The 22,255-nt window shown below is 57.5% G+C and carries 20 protein-coding genes and 2 tRNA genes; 11 read left to right on the top strand and 11 right to left on the bottom strand.

Annotated elements, in window-relative coordinates; genetic code table 11:
* Positions 1–19 precede the first annotated feature (19 nt).
* The 4 genes from PFY00_RS06330 to fabI all read right to left on the bottom strand — a co-directional run bounded on the left by PFY00_RS06330 (position 20) and on the right by fabI (position 3,278).
* Positions 20–1,201: an aminotransferase gene (locus PFY00_RS06330; protein ID WP_271431693.1), complete on the bottom strand. Its 1,182-nt coding sequence runs from the start codon at positions 1,199–1,201 to the stop codon at positions 20–22.
* A gap of 9 nt (positions 1,202–1,210) precedes the next feature.
* On the bottom strand, positions 1,211–1,732 hold the full coding sequence (gene gpt / locus PFY00_RS06325) for a xanthine phosphoribosyltransferase (protein ID WP_271431692.1): 522 nt from the start codon (positions 1,730–1,732) through the stop codon (positions 1,211–1,213).
* A gap of 110 nt (positions 1,733–1,842) precedes the next feature.
* Positions 1,843–2,445: a LysE family translocator gene (locus tag PFY00_RS06320; protein ID WP_271431691.1), complete on the bottom strand. Its 603-nt coding sequence runs from the start codon at positions 2,443–2,445 to the stop codon at positions 1,843–1,845.
* A 26-nt stretch (positions 2,446–2,471) separates the two neighbouring features.
* Positions 2,472–3,278, bottom strand: a complete 807-nt coding sequence (fabI, locus tag PFY00_RS06315) for an enoyl-ACP reductase FabI (protein ID WP_271431690.1) — start codon at positions 3,276–3,278, stop codon at positions 2,472–2,474.
* Between the two features lie 140 nt (positions 3,279–3,418).
* On the opposite strand from fabI, the gene pdxH reads away from it, so the two are divergent.
* The 5 genes from pdxH to PFY00_RS06290 all read left to right on the top strand — a co-directional run bounded on the left by pdxH (position 3,419) and on the right by PFY00_RS06290 (position 9,664).
* On the top strand, positions 3,419–4,024 hold the full coding sequence (pdxH, locus tag PFY00_RS06310; RefSeq protein ID WP_271431689.1) for a pyridoxamine 5'-phosphate oxidase: 606 nt from the start codon (positions 3,419–3,421) through the stop codon (positions 4,022–4,024).
* A 119-nt stretch (positions 4,025–4,143) separates the two neighbouring features.
* Positions 4,144–4,680 (top strand): cold-shock protein, encoded by a 537-nt coding sequence (locus PFY00_RS06305; RefSeq protein WP_271431688.1) that lies wholly within the window; start codon positions 4,144–4,146, stop codon positions 4,678–4,680.
* Positions 4,647–5,162: a DUF192 domain-containing protein gene (locus PFY00_RS06300; protein ID WP_408648445.1), complete on the top strand. Its 516-nt coding sequence runs from the start codon at positions 4,647–4,649 to the stop codon at positions 5,160–5,162. Before PFY00_RS06305 ends, PFY00_RS06300 begins: the two co-directional genes overlap by 34 nt.
* A gap of 48 nt (positions 5,163–5,210) precedes the next feature.
* Positions 5,211–5,287 (top strand) — tRNA-Pro (locus PFY00_RS06295).
* Between the two features lie 693 nt (positions 5,288–5,980).
* Positions 5,981–9,664 (top strand): vitamin B12-dependent ribonucleotide reductase, encoded by a 3,684-nt coding sequence (locus PFY00_RS06290; RefSeq protein ID WP_271431687.1) that lies wholly within the window; start codon positions 5,981–5,983, stop codon positions 9,662–9,664.
* Positions 9,665–9,883: 219 nt separating this feature from the next.
* Here PFY00_RS06290 and PFY00_RS06285 read toward each other — a convergent pair.
* Together PFY00_RS06285 and PFY00_RS06280 are read right to left on the bottom strand one after the other, a co-directional pair.
* Positions 9,884–9,958: transfer RNA gene (locus PFY00_RS06285), tRNA-Asn, on the bottom strand.
* 76 nt (positions 9,959–10,034) lie between these two features.
* Positions 10,035–10,955 carry an MBL fold metallo-hydrolase gene (locus PFY00_RS06280; RefSeq protein ID WP_271431686.1) on the bottom strand — a complete coding sequence of 307 codons (921 nt, stop codon included), beginning with the start codon at positions 10,953–10,955 and terminating at the stop codon, positions 10,035–10,037.
* A gap of 53 nt (positions 10,956–11,008) precedes the next feature.
* Between PFY00_RS06280 and PFY00_RS06275 the strand changes: the two genes are divergently transcribed.
* From PFY00_RS06275 to PFY00_RS06265, 3 genes are all read left to right on the top strand, one after another.
* A complete protein-coding gene (locus PFY00_RS06275; protein ID WP_271432209.1) occupies positions 11,009–12,301 on the top strand; it encodes an ATP-binding protein in 1,293 nt (430 codons plus the stop codon).
* A gap of 137 nt (positions 12,302–12,438) precedes the next feature.
* A complete protein-coding gene (locus tag PFY00_RS06270) occupies positions 12,439–12,723 on the top strand; it encodes a hypothetical protein (protein WP_271431685.1) in 285 nt (94 codons plus the stop codon).
* A 131-nt stretch (positions 12,724–12,854) separates the two neighbouring features.
* A complete protein-coding gene (locus PFY00_RS06265) occupies positions 12,855–13,280 on the top strand; it encodes an acyl-CoA thioesterase (protein ID WP_271431684.1) in 426 nt (141 codons plus the stop codon).
* Positions 13,281–13,296: 16 nt separating this feature from the next.
* On the opposite strand, the gene PFY00_RS06260 is transcribed toward PFY00_RS06265, so the two are convergent.
* The 5 genes from PFY00_RS06260 to PFY00_RS06240 form a co-directional block, all read right to left on the bottom strand.
* Complete coding sequence (locus PFY00_RS06260; protein ID WP_271431683.1) at positions 13,297–15,504, bottom strand: PAS domain-containing hybrid sensor histidine kinase/response regulator; 2,208 nt, start codon at positions 15,502–15,504, stop codon at positions 13,297–13,299.
* Between the two features lie 4 nt (positions 15,505–15,508).
* Positions 15,509–16,687, bottom strand: a complete 1,179-nt coding sequence (locus tag PFY00_RS06255) for an FIST N-terminal domain-containing protein (RefSeq protein WP_271431682.1) — start codon at positions 16,685–16,687, stop codon at positions 15,509–15,511.
* A gap of 44 nt (positions 16,688–16,731) precedes the next feature.
* Entirely contained in the window at positions 16,732–17,430 is a 699-nt protein-coding gene (locus tag PFY00_RS06250; protein ID WP_271431681.1) for a response regulator, read from the bottom strand.
* A gap of 87 nt (positions 17,431–17,517) precedes the next feature.
* Entirely contained in the window at positions 17,518–17,634 is a 117-nt protein-coding gene (locus tag PFY00_RS06245) for an entericidin EcnA/B family protein (protein WP_271431680.1), read from the bottom strand.
* Positions 17,635–17,739: 105 nt separating this feature from the next.
* Positions 17,740–19,578, bottom strand: coding sequence for an extracellular solute-binding protein (locus PFY00_RS06240; RefSeq protein WP_271431679.1), 1,839 nt, complete (start codon positions 19,576–19,578; stop codon positions 17,740–17,742).
* 317 nt (positions 19,579–19,895) lie between these two features.
* Between PFY00_RS06240 and PFY00_RS06235 the strand changes: the two genes are divergently transcribed.
* The 3 genes from PFY00_RS06235 (at position 19,896) to PFY00_RS06225 (ending at position 22,232) form a co-directional block, all read left to right on the top strand.
* Entirely contained in the window at positions 19,896–21,017 is a 1,122-nt protein-coding gene (locus PFY00_RS06235) for a calcium-binding protein (RefSeq protein ID WP_271431678.1), read from the top strand.
* A gap of 109 nt (positions 21,018–21,126) precedes the next feature.
* Positions 21,127–21,900, top strand: coding sequence for a 3-hydroxybutyrate dehydrogenase (locus tag PFY00_RS06230; protein ID WP_271431677.1), 774 nt, complete (start codon positions 21,127–21,129; stop codon positions 21,898–21,900).
* Positions 21,897–22,232 carry a pentapeptide repeat-containing protein gene (locus tag PFY00_RS06225; RefSeq protein WP_271431676.1) on the top strand — a complete coding sequence of 112 codons (336 nt, stop codon included), beginning with the start codon at positions 21,897–21,899 and terminating at the stop codon, positions 22,230–22,232. Before PFY00_RS06230 ends, PFY00_RS06225 begins: the two co-directional genes overlap by 4 nt.
* Positions 22,233–22,255: the final 23 nt, after the last annotated feature.

Genomic DNA, 22,255 nt, shown 5'->3' with positions numbered 1-22,255 from the left:
CAAGGGGGCGTTGCTGTTCCTAGGCCCTTCGGGGCCAATTCAGCGATGCCAAACGGTCAAAGAGCACTTCGATCCCTGCGCGGTCCACATTGGCAAAGGCCATCCGGAACTGGCGCGCGCCGCTCGTGTCGCCAGCCGGGACAAACATGGTCCCCGGCAACATGAGAACTGCAGCCTCCTGCACCAGCTTGGGACCAAGAGCATGCGCATCCTCGGCAAAGGGATGTTCGAGATAGGCGAAATAGGCGCCAAGCCCCAGTAGACGCCAGCCCTGTTTTTCGAGAACCGGCATATTGTCCTCAATAGCGGCGCGTCTGTCGAGAATTTCAGCGCGTTCCTGCGCGAGCCAGTCGGCCAGATTGGTCAGTCCCCAAAGCGCTGCCTTCTGTCCCAAAAGCGGCGCACAAATCGCGACGGTGTCCTGAAACTTCTCAACTTCTTCCAGCAGGTCCTTGGCCGCTATGATCGCGCCAACCCTGTGCCCGGTCAGACGGTAGGCTTTGGAAAAGCTGTAAAGCTGAATGAGTGTTTCATCCCAATTGCCTGCCTGCAAAAGCTGATGCGGCGGAGCAGGGCGACTGTCAAAGTCGCGGTAGGTTTCGTCGACGATCAGCTTCAGCCCGGTTTCCCGTGCCAGATCAAACAAGCCCGCCAAAACCGCGGCGGGATATTCCACGCCGCCGGGATTGTTCGGGCTGACCAATGCGATCGCCTTGGTTTTGGGCGTGATCAGCTGCCTTGCAACGGCCGGATCGGGCAACAAATCAGGACCGGTGGCCAAGGGCACGGCACGCACCCCGGCCATATCCAGCCACATCTTGTGATTAAAGTACCACGGCAACGGCAGGAGCACTTCGTCATCTTGCGAACAGATCGCCGAAATCACCGCCGCGAAAGCCTGGTTGCACCCTGCGGTGATGGCCACATGTTCCGGGCCAACCGAGCCGCCGTAGTGCATGCTCCATTCATCGGCCAGCGCCGTGCGCAATTCCGGCAGGCCAAGCACAGGTCCATACAAATGGGTATCCGGCTCTTCCATCATTGCGGCCATGGCGGCGCGCAACTGTGGTGCAGGCGGATCTACCGGGGCGGCCTGACTGACATTGATCAGTGGGCGGTCTTCGGTAAATGTGACGCCCTGCAGCCACCGCTGCGCTTCTGGCACCGGAGGGGCAAAGGTCGACTGCGTGCGCGAAATCACCGGATCGGCTCAGTCGTCGCCGCGATAGGGTTTGACGTATTGCAGCGCCATATCCCACGGGAAAAAGATCCAGGTGTCCTGGCTGACTTCGGTGATAAAGGTTTCCACCTGCGGTCTGCCTTTGGGCTTGGCGTATACAGTAGCCACATGCGCTTTGGGATAAAGGCTGCGGACCAATTCTAGCGTTTTACCGCTGTCCACCAGATCGTCGATGATCAGAATGCCTTCGCCTTCTCCCATCAGCGCGGCATCCGGGGATTTCAGAACCTCGGCTTCGCGGCGTTCATCGGCCTTGCCGCCGCTTGAATGATACGACTTCACGCTGATTGTATCGACGGTGCGAATATCCAATTCGCGGGCCACGATCATGGCCGGTGCCATACCACCGCGTGTGATCGCGACGACGGCGCGCCACGCCCCGGCTTCGCCCGGCCCTTGCCCCTGCAAACGCCACGCCAGTGCGCGGGCATCGCGGTGGAGCTGATCCCAGCTGACATGAAACCCTTTTTCGTGTGGCAGGCGGTTATCCATGGTCTCGTCTTTCCTTAGTCTTCGGCATCTTCATCGTATGCCCGGCCTTTTGGCCAAGTGCAATCATGCGCCCAAATCTGCCTGCGCAGCCAAAGAGCCACGTACCGCCGCTATCGCCCGAACAACAACCGCAGCCCCAGCAGCCCAAGAACAGCCGCCGCTATGCGATCGATTACCGGTTTCGCCCGCAGATATCCTGCGCGTGCCGGGCCACTGGACAGCAATGCTGCAAACAGCCCGTAGATCATAACCTCGACCGCAAAATGGTTAAGTACGATGGCAGCTTTTGCCGAGAGCGTCAGATCCGGTGGGAAAATGACCACCAGAACCGAGGCCGCAAACAGCATCGACTTTGGATTGCCCAGATTGACCAGGAACCCACCCCAAAAAGCCCGCGCACCCGGTTGGGCATTGTCTGCCACTGGTTGGCGAGCGTCGCGCCAGAGCTGATAGGCGATCCAAAGCAGATAGGCCGCACCGGCCAGCTTCATCAACGTAAAAGCCAGCGGGAACAGAGCAAAGACGATTTCAAGCCCCAGCAGGGCAGCCGCGGTCCAGATCGCGGCCATCAGCGCCAAACCTATGCCGGTCGCAAGACCGGTTGCGAATCCCCCAGCGATTGATTGGCGCAGCGCAAAAAGCAGGGCAGGGCCCGGCGCGGCCATGGCGGCCAGCAGCGCGAGATTGAAAGCGAGCAAATGTGTCCACTCCATAGCGCTACCTTTTCGCAAAACCGGTTTTAGCTTTTTGTAATGTCCGGGGCGTCCACGGCCTTCATGCCGACCACATGATAACCCGCATCAACGTGGTGCGTTTCCCCGGTCACGCCGCTCCCAAGATCGGACAAAAGATAGAGCGCAGATTTACCCACATCTTCGATCGTCACGTTGCGGCGCAGGGGCGAATTGTATTCGTTCCATTTCATGATGTAGCGGAAGTCACCGATACCCGACGCGGCCAGAGTTTTGATCGGACCCGCGCTGATCGCGTTCACGCGAATTCCGTCTTTGCCGAGGTCTTCGGCGAGGTAGCGCACCGAGGCTTCAAGCGCAGCCTTCGCAACGCCCATAACGTTGTAATGCGGCATGATGCGTTCGGCGCCGTAGTATGTCAGCGTCAGAGCGCTACCACCATTTTTCATCATCTTTTCAGCACGTTGCACAACGGCTGTAAAGCTATAGACCGAAATATCCATGGTCATTGTAAAGTTGTCTTTGGACGTGTCGACATAGCGGCCGCGCAACTCGTTCTTGTCCGAAAAACCAATCGCGTGCACGACAAAATCGAGGTTGTCCCACCGCTCTCCGAGTGCCTCAAACAGGGCGTCAATGCTGTCGCTGTCACTCACATCACAGGGCAGAACAATGTCGCTTCCCAGCTGTTCCGCGAGCGGTCCAACACGCTTTTTCAAGGCGTCGCCCTGATAGGAAAATGCCAGTTCCGCACCGGCCTCGGCACAGGTTTTAGCGATGCCCCAAGCGATGGATTTGTCGTTCGCCAGACCCATAATGAGACCGCGTTTTCCGGCCATAAGATTGTTAGACATGTTCGCTACTCCGCCCAGATAATCTGCGTTTTTCGACGTGTAGGCGATCCGATGGGGCGCATCAAGGTCTGGCAATTGGTTGACACCAGACTAAACTCAATCTCAAAGAGCACACCAAAAAGGCGAATGCAGGAGATACCGTGACAGATCGAACCGGCATATTTGCAGGCGATGATCCGTTTGTGATCGCAAATGAGTGGCTGGCCGAGGCTCAGCCTTCAGAGTTGAACGATCCAAATGCCATTGCACTTTCGACCGTCGACAAGAACGGCATGCCCAATGCACGGATGGTCCTATTGAAGGACATCGAACACGACGCCTTCGTGTTCTACACGAATTACAACTCATCCAAAGCGCAGGAAATCGACGCGGCCGGAAAGGCCGCGTTTGTGCTGCACTGGAAAAGCCTGCGCCGGCAGATCCGAGTCCGTGGGCTTGTTGAGAAAGAAGACGGGCCGCTGGCAGACGAATACTATGCTTCGCGGTCGCTCAAAAGTCGGCTTGGCGCTTGGGCGTCCGAGCAAAGCCGACCCCTGTCTTCACGAAGCGCCTTGATGGCAGAAGTGGCTCGCGTCACAGCCCAAAAAGGCACCAATCCGGAACGCCCGCCTTTCTGGGGCGGCTACCGGATTAAACCGCTGGAAATAGAGTTCTGGGCCGATGGAGCCTTTAGGTTGCATGACAGATTCCGTTGGCGCAGGCAGACTGTTTCCGATCAATGGTCAATTATCCGCCTAAATCCATGAAGTTGACGCAAGGCGAACACAATTGATCCGCAATTTCTTACTCTCTTTCGCTTGCATTCTCGAGGCTGTGCGTGTGACACGGTTAATGGGGATTTGCGACATGACTCGAGGAAACACTCGTGAGACAAGATAGTGGGGGCGCCGAGCGCCTTGTTGGTAAAGTTAAATGGTTCGATCCAGCCAAAGGATTTGGCTTTGTGATCGCCGATGAAGGTGGGCCGGACATTTTGCTCCATGCCAACGTTCTTCGTAACTTTGGACAAAGTTCAGTTGCGGATGGTGCGGGGATCGAAATATCGGTTCAGCGCACTGAACGGGGCGTGCAAGCTGTCGAAGTACACAGCATTGAACCACCGGTCGGATCCGACTCTGCGCCACTTGCCGATTTTCAGGACATTGATCCCGAAGAGATGGCTGCCGCGGTGTTGGAACCTGCGCGGGTCAAGTGGTTCGACAAAGGCAAGGGTTTTGGCTTTGCGAATGTGTTTGGCAAACCCGAAGATGTGTTTATCCATATAGAAGTGTTGCGCCGCTCCGGTCTTGCGGATCTGCAACTCGGTGAGGCGTTGGCCATCCGGGTGATCGATGGCAAGCGCGGTCGCATGGCTATGGAGGTCAACGCATGGGAAGCCGCACTTCAGGACAACAAGGAATAAAGCCCAGCAAACTGGCGGCAACGGTGCTTGCCGCCACGATGGCTTTGATGGCGTGTAAAACGGATGCCGTGGCTGATCCGGCGTGTCGTGATGACACGGTACATCTGCGTGGCGACTTCGGTCAGGCCCGTTTCACGATTTCGATCGCCGATTCCGCCGAAGAACGAAACCAAGGCTTGATGTTCGTCGAAAAGATGGCCGCAAGCGCAGGAATGCTGTTTGTCTACGACAGCCCCCGCGAGGTTTCGTTCTGGATGAAGAACACCCTGATTCCCCTCGACATCATTTTTGCTGACGAAGAGGGCGTCGTTCAGAACGTTCAGGCCAATGCGATTCCCGGAGACCTCACACCGCTGCCCGGGGAGGGCCCGATTCAGTATGTTCTTGAAATAAATGGCGGAATGGCCGCTCTTTTGGGGATCAAAAAGGGCACGCAACTGCGACATCCTGCAATAGAAAACGCTGTTTGGGCCTGTAGTTAGGTTTTTCGCTTTTCAAGCGCGATTTGTGACGCTAAACCCCCACCCAGTCGGGGCGTGGCGCAGTCTGGTAGCGCACCTGTTTTGGGTACAGGGGGTCGTAGGTTCGAATCCTGCCGCCCCGACCACTTCGAAACCTGACCGAATGCTTTTTCGCATTCGGTCAGGGTTTCTCTCCTAAAATCAACATATATGCCGCTTTTTTACGCGGATCGTTACGCTGTGCATGACCTTGGTCAACCTCTGTCGCCAACCAGCGTCAGGACGCCGCTGATCCGGCATAGAATCAATCAACCGTCTAAGGCCGCGATTCGAATCGGATTTACTGCCTATAGGGGCTTGGCTGTTGCGCCGACGCTATATGTAGTGGCCAACGTCGGGCAGCGCCCGTGAATTGCATTTCTGCAAAAACGCTTCACCTGTTTTCTCAATAGTTGTGGATAACTCTGTGGGTAGTGGGCATTTTTTCAAGGCCAACGCCTTAGATCGCTTGTTAACGTTCTGTGTAGGAATCAAATCAGCAAACACATCCGCTGGTATGCGGATGGATGGTCAACACCAAATATATGGGGTGAGGCTCAAAAAAGCCGTTGACCCACCCCCTCCAAATCCGTCAGTTTGTGCAAGCCGGGTCAAATGGCACTACATTTAGTAGCGCCGGGGGCCTGCACGGGGACAATACCGCCTTTACAGGATGGAAGACTGCTGCATCGGATCGAGCAAACACGAGTTGCCCGAGCAGAGTACTATTGTCTGCCGTGCCGCGGAAAGCGGGCGCGTGCGAATGAAAATTGGGACAGCTGAATAATGGGGCAGCAGGGATGAAAATCGAAAGAAAGTTCACCAAGGCAGGGCAGGACGCATACGAGGGGATTCCCTTCATCACCACGACATCCGAGATTCGGAATCCGGATGGCACCACCGTCTTCAAACTGGATGAGCTGGAAGTGCCCAGCAGCTGGAGCCAGGTTGCGTCTGACGTGATCGCCCAGAAGTACTTCCGCAAGGCTGGCGTTCCGACGGAGCTGCGCCGAGTTCCCGAAGATGGCGTCCCTGAATTCCTCTGGCGTTCCGAAGCTGTTTCCAAGGACACACCACGCTCCGGCGAGACGTCGTCCAAGCAGGTTTTTGACCGTCTGGCCGGCGCCTGGTGCTACTGGGGTTGGAAGGGTGGTTACTTCACCACCGAAGAAGACGCACAGACGTACTATGATGAAATGCGGTTTATGCTGGCGACGCAGATGGCCGCGCCAAACAGCCCGCAGTGGTTCAACACCGGTTTGCATTGGGCCTATGGCATCGATGGTCCGGGGCAGGGCCACTACTATGTCGATTTCGAAACCGGCAAGCTGACCAAATCCAAATCCTCCTACGAACATCCGCAGCCGCACGCTTGCTTCATCCAGTCCGTATCCGACGATCTGGTTCAGGAAGGCGGCATCATGGACCTTTGGGTGCGCGAAGCGCGCCTGTTCAAGTACGGTTCGGGCACCGGCACGAACTTCAGCTCTCTGCGCGCCGCAGATGAGCCGCTGTCCGGTGGCGGCAAGTCGTCGGGCCTGATGGGCTTCCTTAAAATTGGTGACCGTGCAGCGGGCGCAATCAAATCCGGCGGCACAACACGCCGCGCGGCCAAGATGGTGATCTGTGATGTCGATCACCCGGACATCGAAGAGTTCATCAACTGGAAAGTGATCGAAGAGCAGAAAGTCGCGAGCATCGTGGCTGGCTCCAAGATGCATGAAAAGATGCTCAACGGCATCTTCGCCGCCATCCGCACCTGGGACGGCACCGAAGAAGACGCCTACGATCCCAAAAAGAACGAGGCGCTCAAGGCAGCGATCCGCGCAGCCAAAGGCGTGATGATCCCAGAAACATACATCAAGCGCGTCCTCGACTATGCACGGCAGGGCTATGCCAGCATCGAGTTCCCAACATACGACACCGACTGGGACTCCGAAGCCTACGCATCGGTTTCGGGTCAGAACTCGAACAACTCGATCCGTGTCACCGATGACTTCCTGAAGGCCGTCAAGGACGACGCCGATTGGGAACTACTGCGCCGGACGGACGGCAGCGTTGCCAAGACCATCAAGGCGCGCGATCTGTGGGAAAACGTCGGCCACGCTGCATGGGCCTGCGCTGATCCGGGCATTCAGTTCCACGATACAGTGAACGCATGGCATACTTGCCCCGAAGACGGACAAATCCGCGGCTCGAACCCGTGCTCGGAGTACATGTTCCTCGACGATACGGCCTGTAACCTTGCCTCGATGAACCTGTTGACCTTCCTCAAGGACGGCAAGTTCGACGCAGAGAGCTATGTGCACGCAACACGTCTGTGGACCCTGACATTGGAAGTGTCGGTAACCATGGCGCAGTTCCCATCCAAGGAAATCGCGCAGCTATCCTACGACTTCCGGACGCTGGGCCTTGGCTATGCCAACATTGGCGGCCTGCTGATGAACATGGGCTTTGGCTATGACAGCACCGAAGGCCGCGCACTCTGTGGCGCTCTGACCGCCGTCATGACCGGTGTCAGCTATGCCACATCGGCCGAAATCGCGGGCGAGCTGGGCGCATTCAGCGGCTATGCACGCAACAGCGATCACATGCTGCGTGTCATCCGCAACCACCGCAACGCGGCCTACGGCGCCACCGAAGGCTATGAGCAGCTCGCAGTGAAGCCACTGCCTCTGGATCACGCCGGTTGCCCGGACCCGACCCTTGTGGATCTGGCCATGGCCAGCTGGGATGAAGCGCTGCGTCTGGGCGAAAAGAACGGCTATCGCAACGCGCAGGTTTCGGTAATTGCCCCAACCGGTACCATCGGGCTGGTCATGGATTGTGACACCACCGGCATTGAGCCTGACTTTGCGCTGGTGAAGTTCAAGAAGCTGGCCGGCGGCGGCTACTTCAAGATCATCAACCGGTCGGTTCCGGCCGCTCTGGAGAAACTGGGCTACGGCTCGGCCCAGATCGAAGAGATGATTTCCTATGCGGTCGGCCATCAGACGTTGGGCAACGCACCGGGCATCAACCACACTGCTCTGATCGGCCACGGTTTTGGTCCTGCGCAGATCGAAAAGATCGAGGGCGCGCTGGCCTCGGCCTTTGACATCCGCTTTGTCTTCAACCAGTGGACGCTGGGCGAAGAGTTCTGCAAAGAGGTCCTGGGCATTCCAGAAGCCAAGCTGAACGATCCGACATTCGACCTGCTGCGCCACCTCGGTTTCAGCAAGGCGGACATCGACGCGGCCAACGATCACGTCTGCGGAACCATGACACTGGAAGGTGCGCCGCATCTGAAGGAAGAGCACCTCAAGGTGTTTGACTGCGCCAACCCATGCGGCAAGAAGGGCAAGCGCTTCCTGTCCGTTGACAGCCACATCTACATGATGGCAGCAGCGCAGTCCTTTATCTCGGGTGCGATCTCCAAAACCATCAACATGGCAAACGACGCCACCATCGAAGATTGTCAGCAAGCTTACGAGCTGTCGCATTCCTTGGGTGTCAAAGCCAACGCGCTGTACCGTGACGGCTCCAAGCTGTCGCAGCCTCTGGCAGCCGCGCTGGTGGAAGACGATGAAGAAGCGCAGGAAGTGCTGGAAAGCGGCTCACAGCCTGAAAAGGCTGCCGTTCTGGCCGAGAAAATTGTCGAAAAGATCGTCGTCAAGGAAATCGAACGCCAGCAGGCGCGCTCCAAGATGCCCGAACGCCGCAAGGGTTACACCCAAAAGGCAATCGTGGGTGGTCACAAGGTATACCTGCGGACCGGCGAATACGAAGACGGCAGCCTTGGCGAGATCTTCATCGACATGCACAAGGAAGGCGCCGGTTTCCGCGCGATGATGAACAACTTCGCCATCGCCGTGTCGGTTGGTCTTCAGTACGGCGTGCCACTCGAAGAGTTCGTCGATGCCTTTACCTTCACCAAGTTTGAGCCCGCGGGCATGGTGCAGGGCAACGACAGCATCAAGAACGCGACCTCGATCCTCGACTATATCTTCCGCGAACTGGCCGTGTCCTATCTGGACCGCACCGATCTGGCACACGTCAAACCAGAGGGCGCATCCTTCGACGATCTGGGCCGCGGAGAAGAAGAGGGCGTTAGCAACGTCAAGGAACTGTCCGAGACAGCCGCTTCCAAGTCGCTCGAAGTGCTCAAGCAGATCAGCTCCACCGGCTACCTGCGCAAGCGCCTGCCACAGGAACTGGTTGTTCTGCAGGGCGGTCAGGCTCTGGCCACTGGCACAGACCCGGTTGCAGCACTGAACACACTGGTGCCCGAGACATCCGGTGTGGACGTGGCTGTCGCAGCGGCAACGACAACCACATCATCCATGGCAGTTGCCAGCGGCAGCATGTCGATGGATGAACGCACCAAGGCCAAGATGCAGGGCTATGAGGGTGATCCATGCGGCGAGTGCGGCAACTACACGCTGGTGCGCAACGGCACCTGCATGAAGTGCAACACCTGCGGCGGCACCTCGGGCTGCAGCTAAACGAAACACGGTCACGGGACGCGTGCGCGCGTCCCGGGCGGATCAGGCCGCAGGCAAATAATCTCGGGCGGTGAACCAAAGTGAGCCTGATCAGCGAGACTGAGGGTGCCCATGTGGCACCCTCTTTTTATGTGCGCAGTCTCATGAACGCAGCCACACAAAGCCTTGTGAAAAAACAAGAAAAGGGCCCAGCGAATTTCGCTAGGCCCTTGAAACTTTTGGCTCCGGCGGTAGGGATCGAACCTACGACCAATTGATTAACAGTCAACTGCTCTACCGCTGAGCTACGCCGGAACGGTGGAGGCGATATAGCAATCTCGATTCAGCGCGTCCAGTGGATTTTGCCACAAAATCCGACAAAAAATCCGCACTACTCACTCTGGCATCCAAACTGGGCCCGCGCGGACAACGCACCGATGGGCTTCACACGATTTCTTTCCGTTAAATCAATGAGATGGGCCAGTATGTTACGTTCGGCAGCGGGCAGCAGCGCGGCGGGTGTGTCCACATAGATTGTTTGAGCCAGCGACGCTGTGTCAGCCGGGCCATCGCTCAAGGCCTCAAGGATTGAAGATTCGCGGCCCAGCCGGTGTGCCAGAAGCGCAGCAAGACGGTCCGACGGGTTTTGTACCGGCGCCCCGTGGCCCGCATGAAAACAAGCCCAGTCCCGGCCCTGAAGCCTGCGCAGTGAGTGCATGAACGCGCCCAGATCGCCATCGGGGGGTGACACGAGCGAGCTGGCCCATCCCATGACTAGATCACCGGAAAACAAAACGTCCCCCCAGGCAAAGCTGATGTGGTTAGCCATATGTCCGGGTGTGTGAATGACCTCAAGGCGCCAGCTGCCGCCGTCGATGCTGTCCCCATCGCTCAGGTAAACATCCGGGGCAAAAGCATCATCCACGCCTTCACCGCCTTCCAGCGCGCCTTGTGCGGCAAGCCTCTGCATCAAGACACTTCGCCCCGCGTCCGCTGCTCCGAAGGCCATAATCGGCGCGCCAGTCTTTTCAGCCAATGGGCGCGCCAAGGGGCTGTGGTCGATATGGGCGTGGGTGACAAGGATATGACTGATGCTCTGTCCCGGGCCCACCGCCGCCAAAAGCGCGTCCAGATGATCCATGTCCAGCGGTCCGGGGTCGATCACGGCCAGGTTTTCATGGCCCAGCACGTAACTGTTGGTGCCGCGGTACGTCATGGGCGAGGGGTTGGGGGCCAGAATTCTGCGCAGACCGGGTGAAAGTTCTTCTGGCACGCCCGTCTGCGGGCGGAAATCTGGTTGCGGGTCCTGCATTGGTCTCTCTTTGCTGGTGGCGCATGGCCAATGGTCGCGATAGGTTCGGTGTCATGAATTTCGACTGGCTCAAACGCTACATGCCGCGCGGCCTATACGGTCGGGCCGCGTTGATTCTGATCCTACCCGTGGTCACGCTACAACTGGTCGTGTCCGTTGTCTTTATTCAACGGCACTTTGATGGCGTTACGCAGCAATTGTCGCGCGAAACCGCGCGAGCGGTTTCGGTGGTGCTGGACAGTGGGGACGCACAGGATCGCACCGCGCGGGCGCTTGATATCGGGATAGAAGCAATACCAGAGACCGCGTTGCCCCAGTCCAACACCCGCCGGTGGTACGACTTTACCGGAATCGTTGTGACGCAATCATTCGAGACACGGTTGCGCGGGTTAGAGCGGATTTTGCTGCCCAATGACGATCTGGTCCGGTTGTTCGTGCGGCGTGACGGACAGCTCTATGAAGTGCAGGTTTCGCGGGGCAGGGTCTCGGCGTCCAACCCGCACCAGTTGCTGGTCAACATGGTGGTGTTCGGTCTGCTTATGACACTGATCGCCTTTTTATATCTGCGCAACCAATTGCGGCCAATCACACGACTGGCCGGTGCCGCCGAGGCTTTTGGCCGGGGGCGCACGGTTCCCTACAATCCCTCCGGGGCGGTCGAGGTGCGCGCGGCTGGTCACGCCTTTCTGGACATGCGCGCCCGGATCGAGAGGCAGATCGAACAGCGCACCATGATGCTGTCCGGCGTAAGCCACGATCTGCGCACGCCATTGACCCGCCTGCGGTTGGGTTTGTCGCTGCTGGATGACGAGGATCGCAAACCGCTCGAGCGGGATGTGGAAGACATGCAGGGGCTGATTGACGCCTTTCTGGATTTCGCTCGTGGTGATGCCGAAACCGGCCCAGCCGAGCCGGTGGATCCGATCGCGATGGTGGATGACATCGTCGACAATTGCATTCGGGGCGGGCAATCCGTCTCGCTTGTCGAGGCCACGGGCGAGGGTACTGTCGCTCTGCGAGAGGCCGCGCTCAGACGGGCGGTGGAAAACCTGATCGGCAATGCCGTGCGCTATGGTACCAATTGCGAAGTCCACGTGACGTTGACTGACAAATCGCTGCGCATCAGGGTTGAAGATGACGGCCCGGGCATTCCAAGCGAGGACCGGGAAACCGCCTTGCGCCCGTTTGTGCGGCTCGACCCCGCCCGCAATCAGGACAAGGGATCCGGCGTGGGCCTCGGGCTGGCCATTGCGGCCGACGTTGCGCGTGCGCATGGCGGGGTGCTTCGGCTGGGCGCAAGCGAAAACCTAGGTGGGCTGCGCGCCGATATCGTCATCGCGCGGTAGCCGCGACAAGTTTTCTAAAATCTGCACCAAGGGTCACGGTTTTGCCCACCTTGGGACAGCCTGTTGTTTCGGCAGGGCGGCATAGTCTGCTTGTCTGTCGCATTTTGCGATACAGCCAAACAGAATGGAGACAACCCGTGAGCCTTGCAACTTTTGCTGCCCTTGCCGTTTTCGGATTGAGCAGCCCCACAAACCCAACTCAATCCGCCCAGGCCATGCCACTAGTGGCGCAAACCATGACGCCGTTTGTCAGCACGCAGGGAACCGTTACGCCGAGAAGCGACAAATACATGACCACACCGCAAGGCTGCAGTTACCGCTTGACCAAGGCACCGGGCTATCCCGAGCGTTGGATCCTGATCGTGAATCCACAGCGTTTGGGGCTGCCCGCACCCAAGGGCAGATGCCGCGCGATGAAGTAGTCGCCACCGGCGCCCGTGTGCGAACCGCATCAGGTTTCGGATGCATGCGGGCACCGGTTTTGGAAATTTGTTTTCCGAAAGCCGACTTTGTGTTAACCGATTGGAGCGACAGGACGAACAAAAAGACGACGATGAATTCCTACAAGACGCACCTTCAGGTGTTAAGCCAGCATTGCGATGCCACAGGTATCGTTCATTTCCCCAGATACAGCGAAATGGCCCATGAGGTCATCGAACGGTGGTTCGATGAAGCACTCGACTGGTCTTTTGCCCGAATGCAGGGCGGCGAAGACCTTGGTGCGCCGATTGCTCGTTGCGAAGCAGAGTTCCCGGCCGCGTCGCGGCTGGGCGATCATCTGGTCTGGCGCCTTCAGGTGTCTGCCATCGGTCGTACCAGTATGGATGTCATGTTGGCGGCGACCTGCGGCGGCGAACGCCGGGTCGATATGATGCTGACTTTGGTTCTGTCGGATATCGGTGTGATCCAGCCGCGCGGCTGGCCTGAAGAAATCCGCGCCCGCGCCGCCGATTATCTGACCGTACATCAGGACGCCTGAATAGACGCCTACGGCACTACTGCATTTGATGCGCGACCAAATTCAGGAACTGACCCAGCTTTTGGCGATCAAGCGGCTTTTGCATGAACTCAACCGCCAAAGCCTTGCAGGTCGCGCGTAAATCAGCAGACCGATCCGCAGAGATGATGGCACAGGGGAGGGGGCCCGCCATCTCGCAAATGCTCTTGTAGAGATCGACACCGGACGGTCCCGGGCCAAGTTGATAATCCAGAACCAAGGCATCGGGATTGATTTGCAGGTCTTCCAGCAATTCATGTGCCGAAGCGGCATCCTCGGCCTCGATCACATTGACCCCCCAACTCTCCATGAGGATCGAAACTGCCCGTCTCATCTGGGGGTCATTTTCCACCAACAAGGCGATCATACCGGCCTGAGCCACGCCAATGGGTTTTGGCGTGCGGCGGCTGACATCGCGACTGGGTCCTGCCAACCCTGCAATGGGCACATTCACCATGAAGCAACTGCCATGTCCCGGCTGCGACCATAGCCCAAGTGGGTGACCCAGACGCGCGCAGGCGCGTTCGACGATAGCCAACCCCAGACCCAAACCATCATTGTCACTGGCAGAAGTATCCAGACGGCGAAATTCTTCGAAGATGGAGCTTTGATCGTCCTCGGCGATTCCCGGCCCGGTGTCCCAGACTTCGATACGGGCTGATCCACCATTGCGACGCACGCCCAGCAAGACCCGGCCACTGTCGGTGTAGCGGATCGCGTTTGCCAACAGGTTCTGGACAATCCGGCGCAGGTAGGCCGGGTCACTTTCGACCATCAGCCCGCTTTCAACAAAATCTAGCCTCAGCCCTTTGTTCGCGGCCAGCACTTCCATCTCGTCACGCAGGGGGCGCAGCACATCGCGCAGAGGAACCGCCCGCACGTCAAAGCTCAGACCGTCACCGTCCAGCTTGGAAATATCAAGCAAGGCTTCGATGATCTGCTCGGCTCCGGACAGCGCTGATTCCGCCTTGGTGAGGATCGAGGTTTCCTCGCTGGTGGTACAACGATCCGCAAGCGACGCAATATAGAGTTTGGCAGCGGAAACAGGCTGCAAGAGATCATGGCTTGCGGCCGCAACAAAGCGTGACTTGGATGCGTTCGCGCGCTCTGCAGCGCTGAGCGCATCCTCAAGCTCCAGCGTCCGCTCCATCACCCGCTGTTCCAGAATTTCATTCAATTCAAAGAGCTTCTGCGCCGCTTCGCGTTCCGCAGAAACATCCGTGACAGAAATGACAAACCCACGATCTGGCATACTGCGGCCAAAGATCTGCAAGGTCTCGCTGCCGCCGCGCCGCACCTCGAAACTAATCGGATCGCGCGGCCCGTCTGTTCGGGCCCACTTGGCAAAACCGGCCCGATCTATGCCACGGGTAAAGGCCATGTCCTCGTCCAGCTGTTCGACCAGCGTGAAGAACGATGCCCCAAGATGCAGCCGCCGCGCAGGAACCCCAAGCAGTGTTCCCAATTTGTCATTCCAGCCAAGCAAACGGGCACTTTCGTCAAAGACACAAACCCCCTGATTGAGGTGATCCAGTGTTGCGCGGATCATCCGTGTCTGCTTGTCCTTCAGCTTATCCCGTTCCTGACGCTCCAGCCGAACCAGATCCGTCACATCGGTTTGCAAAACCACGGTTCCGCCGTTGGCTGTGCGGTGCTCGGAAACCTGAAGCCAACGGTCATGCGTCAGTTGTACATTGAACATCACGCGCCTGTCCTGATGGCGCCGCAAACGGCGCGCGGCCCAACGGTCTGCGGTCATGCCTTGTGGCAAGGCCAGGTACTGGGAAAGGCTGATTTTCTTGACGTATTCAACAAACGGCAAGCCGGGTGTCAGGTTTTCAGCGGTATCCCGAAAATCCCGGCAAAACCGCGAATTGCACATGACCAGAACATCGCTTGGATCAAACAGCGCAAAGCCTTCGGACACGGTTTCGATGGCATCAGCCAGATTTCGGCGGGCCGCTTCTGTTTCGTCGTTCGCACGGGCCAGCTGCGCGTTGGATTCATGCAAAAGATCCAGCGTGCGTTCCAGTTCGAGCGTGCGGGCGCGCACCCGTTTTTCCAGAAGCGCCGCTCGTTCGAACTGAGCATAGGCCGCGCCCGACTGCTCGGTTCCGTATTCAACACGGTTCATCAGCGCTTCGGCGATGATCTGAAGCTTTTGGTTTTGTTTTTCCAGACTGTCTGCGGCGTTGACGAGACTCATGCGATCACCGATCTGACTTTTCAGGTGGATAGATCGCAACACCGGTCAAAGTCTGGTTCACATGCAAAGCGCCGATTTGTTCCCCGTAGGTCGAAAAGCCAAAAACCCGATGATTGGCCAGAACCCGCGATACTTCGCGGGTTTGCTGGACCTGCCCAGCCTCGATCCGCCGCAAGATGCAGTCACAGCCCAAAATATGATCTGGTGTTCGGTCGCGGGCCAGCCGGCCCAGACCTTCGTCCAGATGTTCCGCCATATCCTGATGATCCGCGAGCGTGAGGACCATGCCTTCGTTGATCGCGGAAAAGAAAACCAGATCACCGTTTTCGTTGACCCGCTGGATAGCGCGTACGTGGTGGCTGTCACCCAATCGCACGACAACGGGGTGGGCGGCAAAGATAAAGGGCGATAGCTGATTGGGGTCTTTGCCCAGCAAACGAGCATATTCGAGCGCCGCAGGTTCGGCGTTTATTTCATGCACGATCCGGTTTTCGGGATCCGCGCCAGTTACCACCATGCGTGTTTTCGTGGGCACCAGATGATCGAGACTAAACACCTCGACGGCGCAATGTGACCGAACCATTGTGAGCAGGGCTGCATCCCCCATGATGCGCCCGTTGTGTGAAAGCAGGGTCTGCTTGAAAGCTGTTCCATCGCCGGATGAGCCGCCAAACAGCGGCATTGGCCCCAGACCCGAGGCAATCACCGAGGTGAGATGCTCTTCTCGCATGGACAGACCGTCGACCAGAAGGCAGGCAAATTCTGAACCCATTTCAGCGGCGCGACCGGCCAGTTGAAGACGGGCATTGATCAACCCGTCGATGACGCTCTGATCTTCCATATCCGACAGGCTATCGATCTCGAAGACATGGGCGGCGAACTGTTCCTGAGGAAAACCCAGCGCAATGATCTGGCCCTCTTCATAGCCATTGCGCCCCAGCTCGCCCGCGGTTGTACAGGCAATGACATCCGCGCCACCAAAGGCGTTTTGCGCGGCGCCCGTCAGGGCCGCGAAATCGGCGCGCGGTGAAACGAAAAGACACACCAGTTCAAAAGGGCCTTTGCCCAATTGTCTGGCAAGCTCGGACGCCGGATCGTCTGCGTCAAAGGCAACCTGCGCACTTCTAAGAGTGCCGGTCTGGGCTGTCTCCTCCCGCGCGGAGCGTTCTATGGCTCCGTCCACTTGGCTTTATCCCCATGAGTTCAGCTGAAGAAAGGATAGGGCTGTCAGGCGTCGCTTGGCAAGACCTTGGCAAATCTGGCCTCCTGCGCGATCAGCACAGCCTGGGTTCGGCTGTGCACACCCAGTTTACGCATGATCGCGGTGACATGTGCTTTGACTGTCGTTTCAGCGATTGAAAGATCATAAGCGATCTGCTTGTTCAGCTTGCCTTCGCAAATCAGATGCAGGATGCGGGCCTGCTGGTTGGTCAGCGATGCAAGCCGTACCAAGGCTTCGTCAGAGGCGCTGTCATTTCCCCCCTGCGGGTCAATATAGCCATCTGGTACAAAGGCATGACCTTTGCCCACGGCTTCAAACGCGCGGCGAAACACCGAACGCTGGGAATGCTTGGGCACGAAACCGTCTGCCCCCGCCTTTAGAGCGTGGCTGATCATCCGGTTGTCCGCCATACTGGAGGCAATAATGATCGAGGCCTTTGGGGCAGCGGTCCGCAACCGCACCAAACCATCAAGACCATTCACGTCCGGCAGATTGAGATCCAGCACAATCAACCCGATACGGCTGTCCTGGTTCACGATCTCAAGCGCCTTTTCCAAGGTAAGTGCCGTGCGGATTTCTTCAAAATCGGCAATGGATTGGAGCGTGAGGGTCAGGGCATCACAAAACAATGGATGATCATCGACGACCAAGGCCGCTGGTGCGTTTGGCACGGATTGGCTTGGCTGCTCGGATGTGTTTGTCATGCTCTGGCCTTTCGCTTGCGCATCCCGATCATAGGATGCCCAGACGGTCTGCGTCTTTAGGCGAAAAGTCTTAGTGCCCACATTGGACTAGAGCCAGTTCTGGACCCGCTTGGCGCCACCCGAAATATCCTGACCGATGCCATCAATCGTTGCGCACCCGGCCAAAGCAAGGGCCAGCGCAAGAATGCACGCTGCTCGTTTCATGTCTGCCTCATCTCTTTTTCTTACGACGCGCCTTTTGACGCATTCGGCGCGCAGGATAGCAAATCCCGCGCGCCGAAAAAAGAGTCTGTGGATAAGTTGGGTTTTTTAGTCTTCCCAATACCACGTGTCGGTCTGCCAGTTGATCCAATCACCGTAGATCGGAAGCGGCTCGGCGAACTTGAGTTCTTTGGTGTGAGCGATGCGGCTGATGTTGTACTGGTAGGTGGGGATCACATAGCGACCAGCGGTCAAAACCCGGTCCAACGCCTTAACAGCCGACAGGAATTCGTCGCGTGTGCCAGCGGTCAGCATGGCATCAATCATCGCTTCAGCGGCAGGGGATTTCATACCCATCCAGTTGCGCGAGGTTTCGGTGTCAGCCGCCTCAATACCCCAGTACTTCTTTTGCTCGTTGCCGGGGCTCAGCGACACACCACGCCGATACCATGTCATATCGAAATCAAAAGTGTTCGTCCGCTCCTTAAACTGAGCAGAATCAACGGTTTCGATGGTGACCTGCATCCCAAGACGCTCCAGCGCCTGCACGTAGAGATCCGCGATGGAACCTTCCTCGGCAGAGCCTTGGGTCAGAAGGATGGAAAAGACGAATGGCTTGCCATTTGCGTCTTTCAAAACGCCATCCTGAACAGTCCAACCTGCCTCGGCCAGCATATCAGCGGCCTTCGCAATGTTGGCACGATTGCGCAGTGAGCCGTCACTTTCAGGAAGCGTGTAGCCCTCTAGAACACCTTCGGGCAGCTCGGCTGCAAATGGCTCCAGCAGCTCGCGAACCAATCCTTCGGCCGGGCCGTCAGACATGGCCAGCGGCGAGTTGGAGAAATACGATGTGATGCGCGGCTGACGTCCGCCGGTCATCGTTTCGTTGATGAACTCGAAATTGAACGCATGCAGCATTGCGTCACGCACCCGCCAATCGGCGAAAAAGTCACGCCGTGTGTTCATAACAAAACCGGTGATCCCGGAAGGGCGCTGGTGCGGCAGGACCGACTTGATGACATCGCCCCGATCAATCGCAGGGAAATCGTATTGGGTTTCCCATTTCTCGGCGTTGAATTCACGATTGGTGTTCAGAGCCCCGGATTTGAACGCTTCGAACTGCGCGGTCCCGTCCGAGAAATACTCAATCCGAATTTCGTCCAGATTGGCCTGACCCTGCATGAAGGGCTGGTCCCAGCCCCAGTAGTCGGGATTGCGTTTCAAACTGATAAAGCGGCCAGCTTCAAAATCCTCGATCACGTAAGGTGCGCTTGTGATCGGAGCAACGTCTGTGCCGCTTTCGGCAAAGTCGATGCCATCGTAGTGTGCCTTTTTGAGAACCGGGCGCATGCCAACCAACAGCGCAAGTTCCCGATCATCCGAGTCGAACGTAAACGTGACAGAGCGAGGCCCGGTCTGTTCCATGGAGGCGATGTTTTTCCATAGATTGTGATACCGCGGATGGCCCACGGTGCCGAGCGTCTCGTAGCTCCACATTACGTCTTCAACCGTGACCGGGCTCCCGTCAGAGAATCGGGCTTCATCGCGTAGGGTGAAGGTCACCGTTTTGCGATCGTCAGAGGCATCAATCGATTCGCAGAGAAGGCAGTAGAGCGTGAAAGGTTCATCCCAGCTGCGGCCCATCAGGCTTTCGAAACCGATGGTGCCAGAGAACCGAAGCTGCCACGGCGCCGTGCCTTTCCGGACAAACGGATTGAGGCTGTCAAAGCCGCCGCGTTCGCCGATTACGATCCGCCCGCCTTTGGGGGCCTGCGGGTTCACATAGGGCAGGGACACAAAATCAGGTGGGAGTTGGGGCGCACCATACATAGCTATGCCGTGTGCCTTGTCCGCGTGTGCGGTTGAACCCAGTACAGCCACCGATAGAATCGCAGCGCCCAGAGGGTTCAAAAATTGTCTTGGTATTTGGAAATAATCGATGCTCATTTTGGCAACAATCCCTGTCAGCCGTTGTATTGTTGGGGCTGAGCGTATCGGGGGATTTCAGCATTTACAAACTTTTAGGTTGGACTCGGCGCGTTAATTGCTTATAAAGAGGGCACTGCTCGATAGGTTTCTTGCCTGTATGAAACCTGCCTCAATGACTGAACCCCGGCCTTGTGCCGGGGTTTTTTTTGGTCGGCTGATTTCCGCAGAACTGACAGATTGTCGCTTGTTGCGCTTCCGCGATCACTCTACTTATCCGATTGTCTTGAACGGGTCCCACGTAGGAATTCCTTCCTGCCAAAAACATGAGTTTTTTTATGAGTTACACTGTTGTCCGAGTCGCAGACTCACAAATCTTTGCGCGCGATCCACTGCCCAATGATCCCGGCGTGGCCCTGAACCTCGTTATTCGCGGTGAAGGGTTTAGCATTGGCTCCGACGGGATGCCTGTCGGCGGCAATGTCACATCAATCACGCTGACTTTGGTGGCGTCACAAGGCATCGATTTCGACAACGCGCCGGTCTACACGGCGACGGGCTTGGCACGGCCGTTGGATGATTTCGCGACCGAAATGGAGCCGCCCTTTGAGGGGCTGACAACTGCGATGCTGACCAGTCTCTCCGCTGCAGCCGCACTCAGGCAGCCTGGACCGGTCGGGGGCGTTTGGTTCAATCTTGATGCTGACCTGCGCATCGACGGAACCACGGAGAATGATGTGATCATTCAAGGCGCCGAAGCAAATGCGTGGCGGGACCTGCCGGGCGTTTTTGCCGGAGCGGGTGATGACTATCTGACAGCCAGCGCGCTTTCCAGCACGGCGGTACGCTTGTATGGGCAAAACGGGAACGACAGCTTGGTTGGCCGCGACGGTAGCGATTATCTGAACGGTGGTTTGGATAACGACACGATTATCGGCGGCGCTGGCGACGACCTCCTGTTGGGCAACTTCGGAAATGACTCGATGTCCGGCAACCAAGGTGACGACACCCTGCGTGGCGCCGCCGGAGATGACCTGCTGTTTGGTCAGGACGGAAATGATCGGCTGTCGGGTGGCACAGGCCGCGACCTTCTGGCGGGGGCCAATGGCAACGACACACTCACCGGCGGACCGGGACCAGACGCCTTTGTTCTGAATTTGCTCGCGCCGGATGACGGGTTTGGCTTTAGCACCGAACCAACAGGGCGAACCGTTGTGACGGACTTCGATCTCAGCGAGGACATTCTTTGGATCGGACCCAGCCAGAACGGCACCTACAATCGCGCCTTGGCCTATGAGTTGTTCACCGAAAACGCCGAGCAACGCGGGGCAAACACGGTTTACAACGACGGCACGTCGATCGTTATCATTCGCGGTCTGGAGCTGACAGATCTAACGCCAGAGCACTTTCAGGATGGCGCAGAGGGACTCAGCTATTCTGACTGGCTGGCTCTGGGATAACAATCACGGCACCATTTCAATGGTCATGCACTGACATTTGATCGGAGCCGCGTTGCCTTTGCATTTGCGGCATGTATGCTGCCACGCAGCATTATCTAAGGAATACGCCATGTCGCTTTCAGGAAAAACCGCCGTCATCACCGGATCAAACTCGGGCATCGGTCTCGGCATCGCACATGAAATGGCCCGCGCCGGCGCATCGGTCATCATCAACTCGTTCAGCGACCGAGAAGAAGACCATGCCATTGCCGCCGAAATCACCGCAAATCACGGCGTCGAGGCCCGCTACATCAAGGCGGACATGTCCAAACCGGATGAATGCCGCGCCCTGATCGAACAGGCCGGTGCCTGCGACATCCTGATCAACAATGCTGGCATTCAGCATGTTGCACCGATCGATGAATTCCCGGCCGAAAAATGGGATGCGATCATCGCCATCAATCTCAGCTCCGCCTTTCACACCACAGCGGCCGCGCTGCCCATGATGCGCAAAGCGGGTTGGGGCAGGGTGGTTAACATTGCCTCTGCGCATGGGTTGACGGCCTCACCATTTAAATCAGCCTACATCGCGGCCAAGCATGGTATCGTAGGTCTGACAAAGACAACCGCGCTCGAAACCGCGCGCGAGCCGATTACCGCAAATGCGATTTGTCCCGGCTATGTACTGACCCCGTTGGTCGAGGCACAGATCCCGGACACCATGGAGAAATACAACATGGGCCGCGATGAAGTCGTCGAGAAAGTCATGCTGGAACGGCAGCCATCCAAAGAATTCGCAACGGTCGAACAGATGGGCGGCACAGCCGTATTCCTGTGTTCGGATGCCGCCGCACAGATTACGGGTACAACAATCAGCGTCGATGGAGGATGGACAGCGCTATGAGTGAAAAAGAAGCAGGTCGCGACAAACTCGAGATCGACAATATGTTTCTGTGCGGATCACGGTTCACACGGGTCAGCCTGAAAAACAGCTTTATCAGCGACTCGCACCTGATCGGGGCTGAGTTCAATGATGTGAATGCGACCGGTCTCAAGATCACAAACGCCAATCTGACCGATGCCGTGTTGCAGGACATCAACTTCAGCAACGGCACGATCCAGAATGCGAACTTGTCTGGGTTGGCGCTTCAACACGCCAACTACGAAGGCATGACCATCGAGGGCGTCAAAGTCACCGATTTGTTCGCCGCCTACGAAGCACAGAACAAAGACTAAGCCCAAACGCATCACAGCGACTG

The sequence above is a fragment of the Thalassococcus lentus genome, from assembly GCF_028023555.1.
Lineage (GTDB): Bacteria > Pseudomonadota > Alphaproteobacteria > Rhodobacterales > Rhodobacteraceae > Thalassococcus_A > Thalassococcus_A lentus.
The sequence above is the reverse complement of the archived record's forward strand: the minus strand, read 5'-3'. Positions and strand labels throughout refer to the sequence as shown.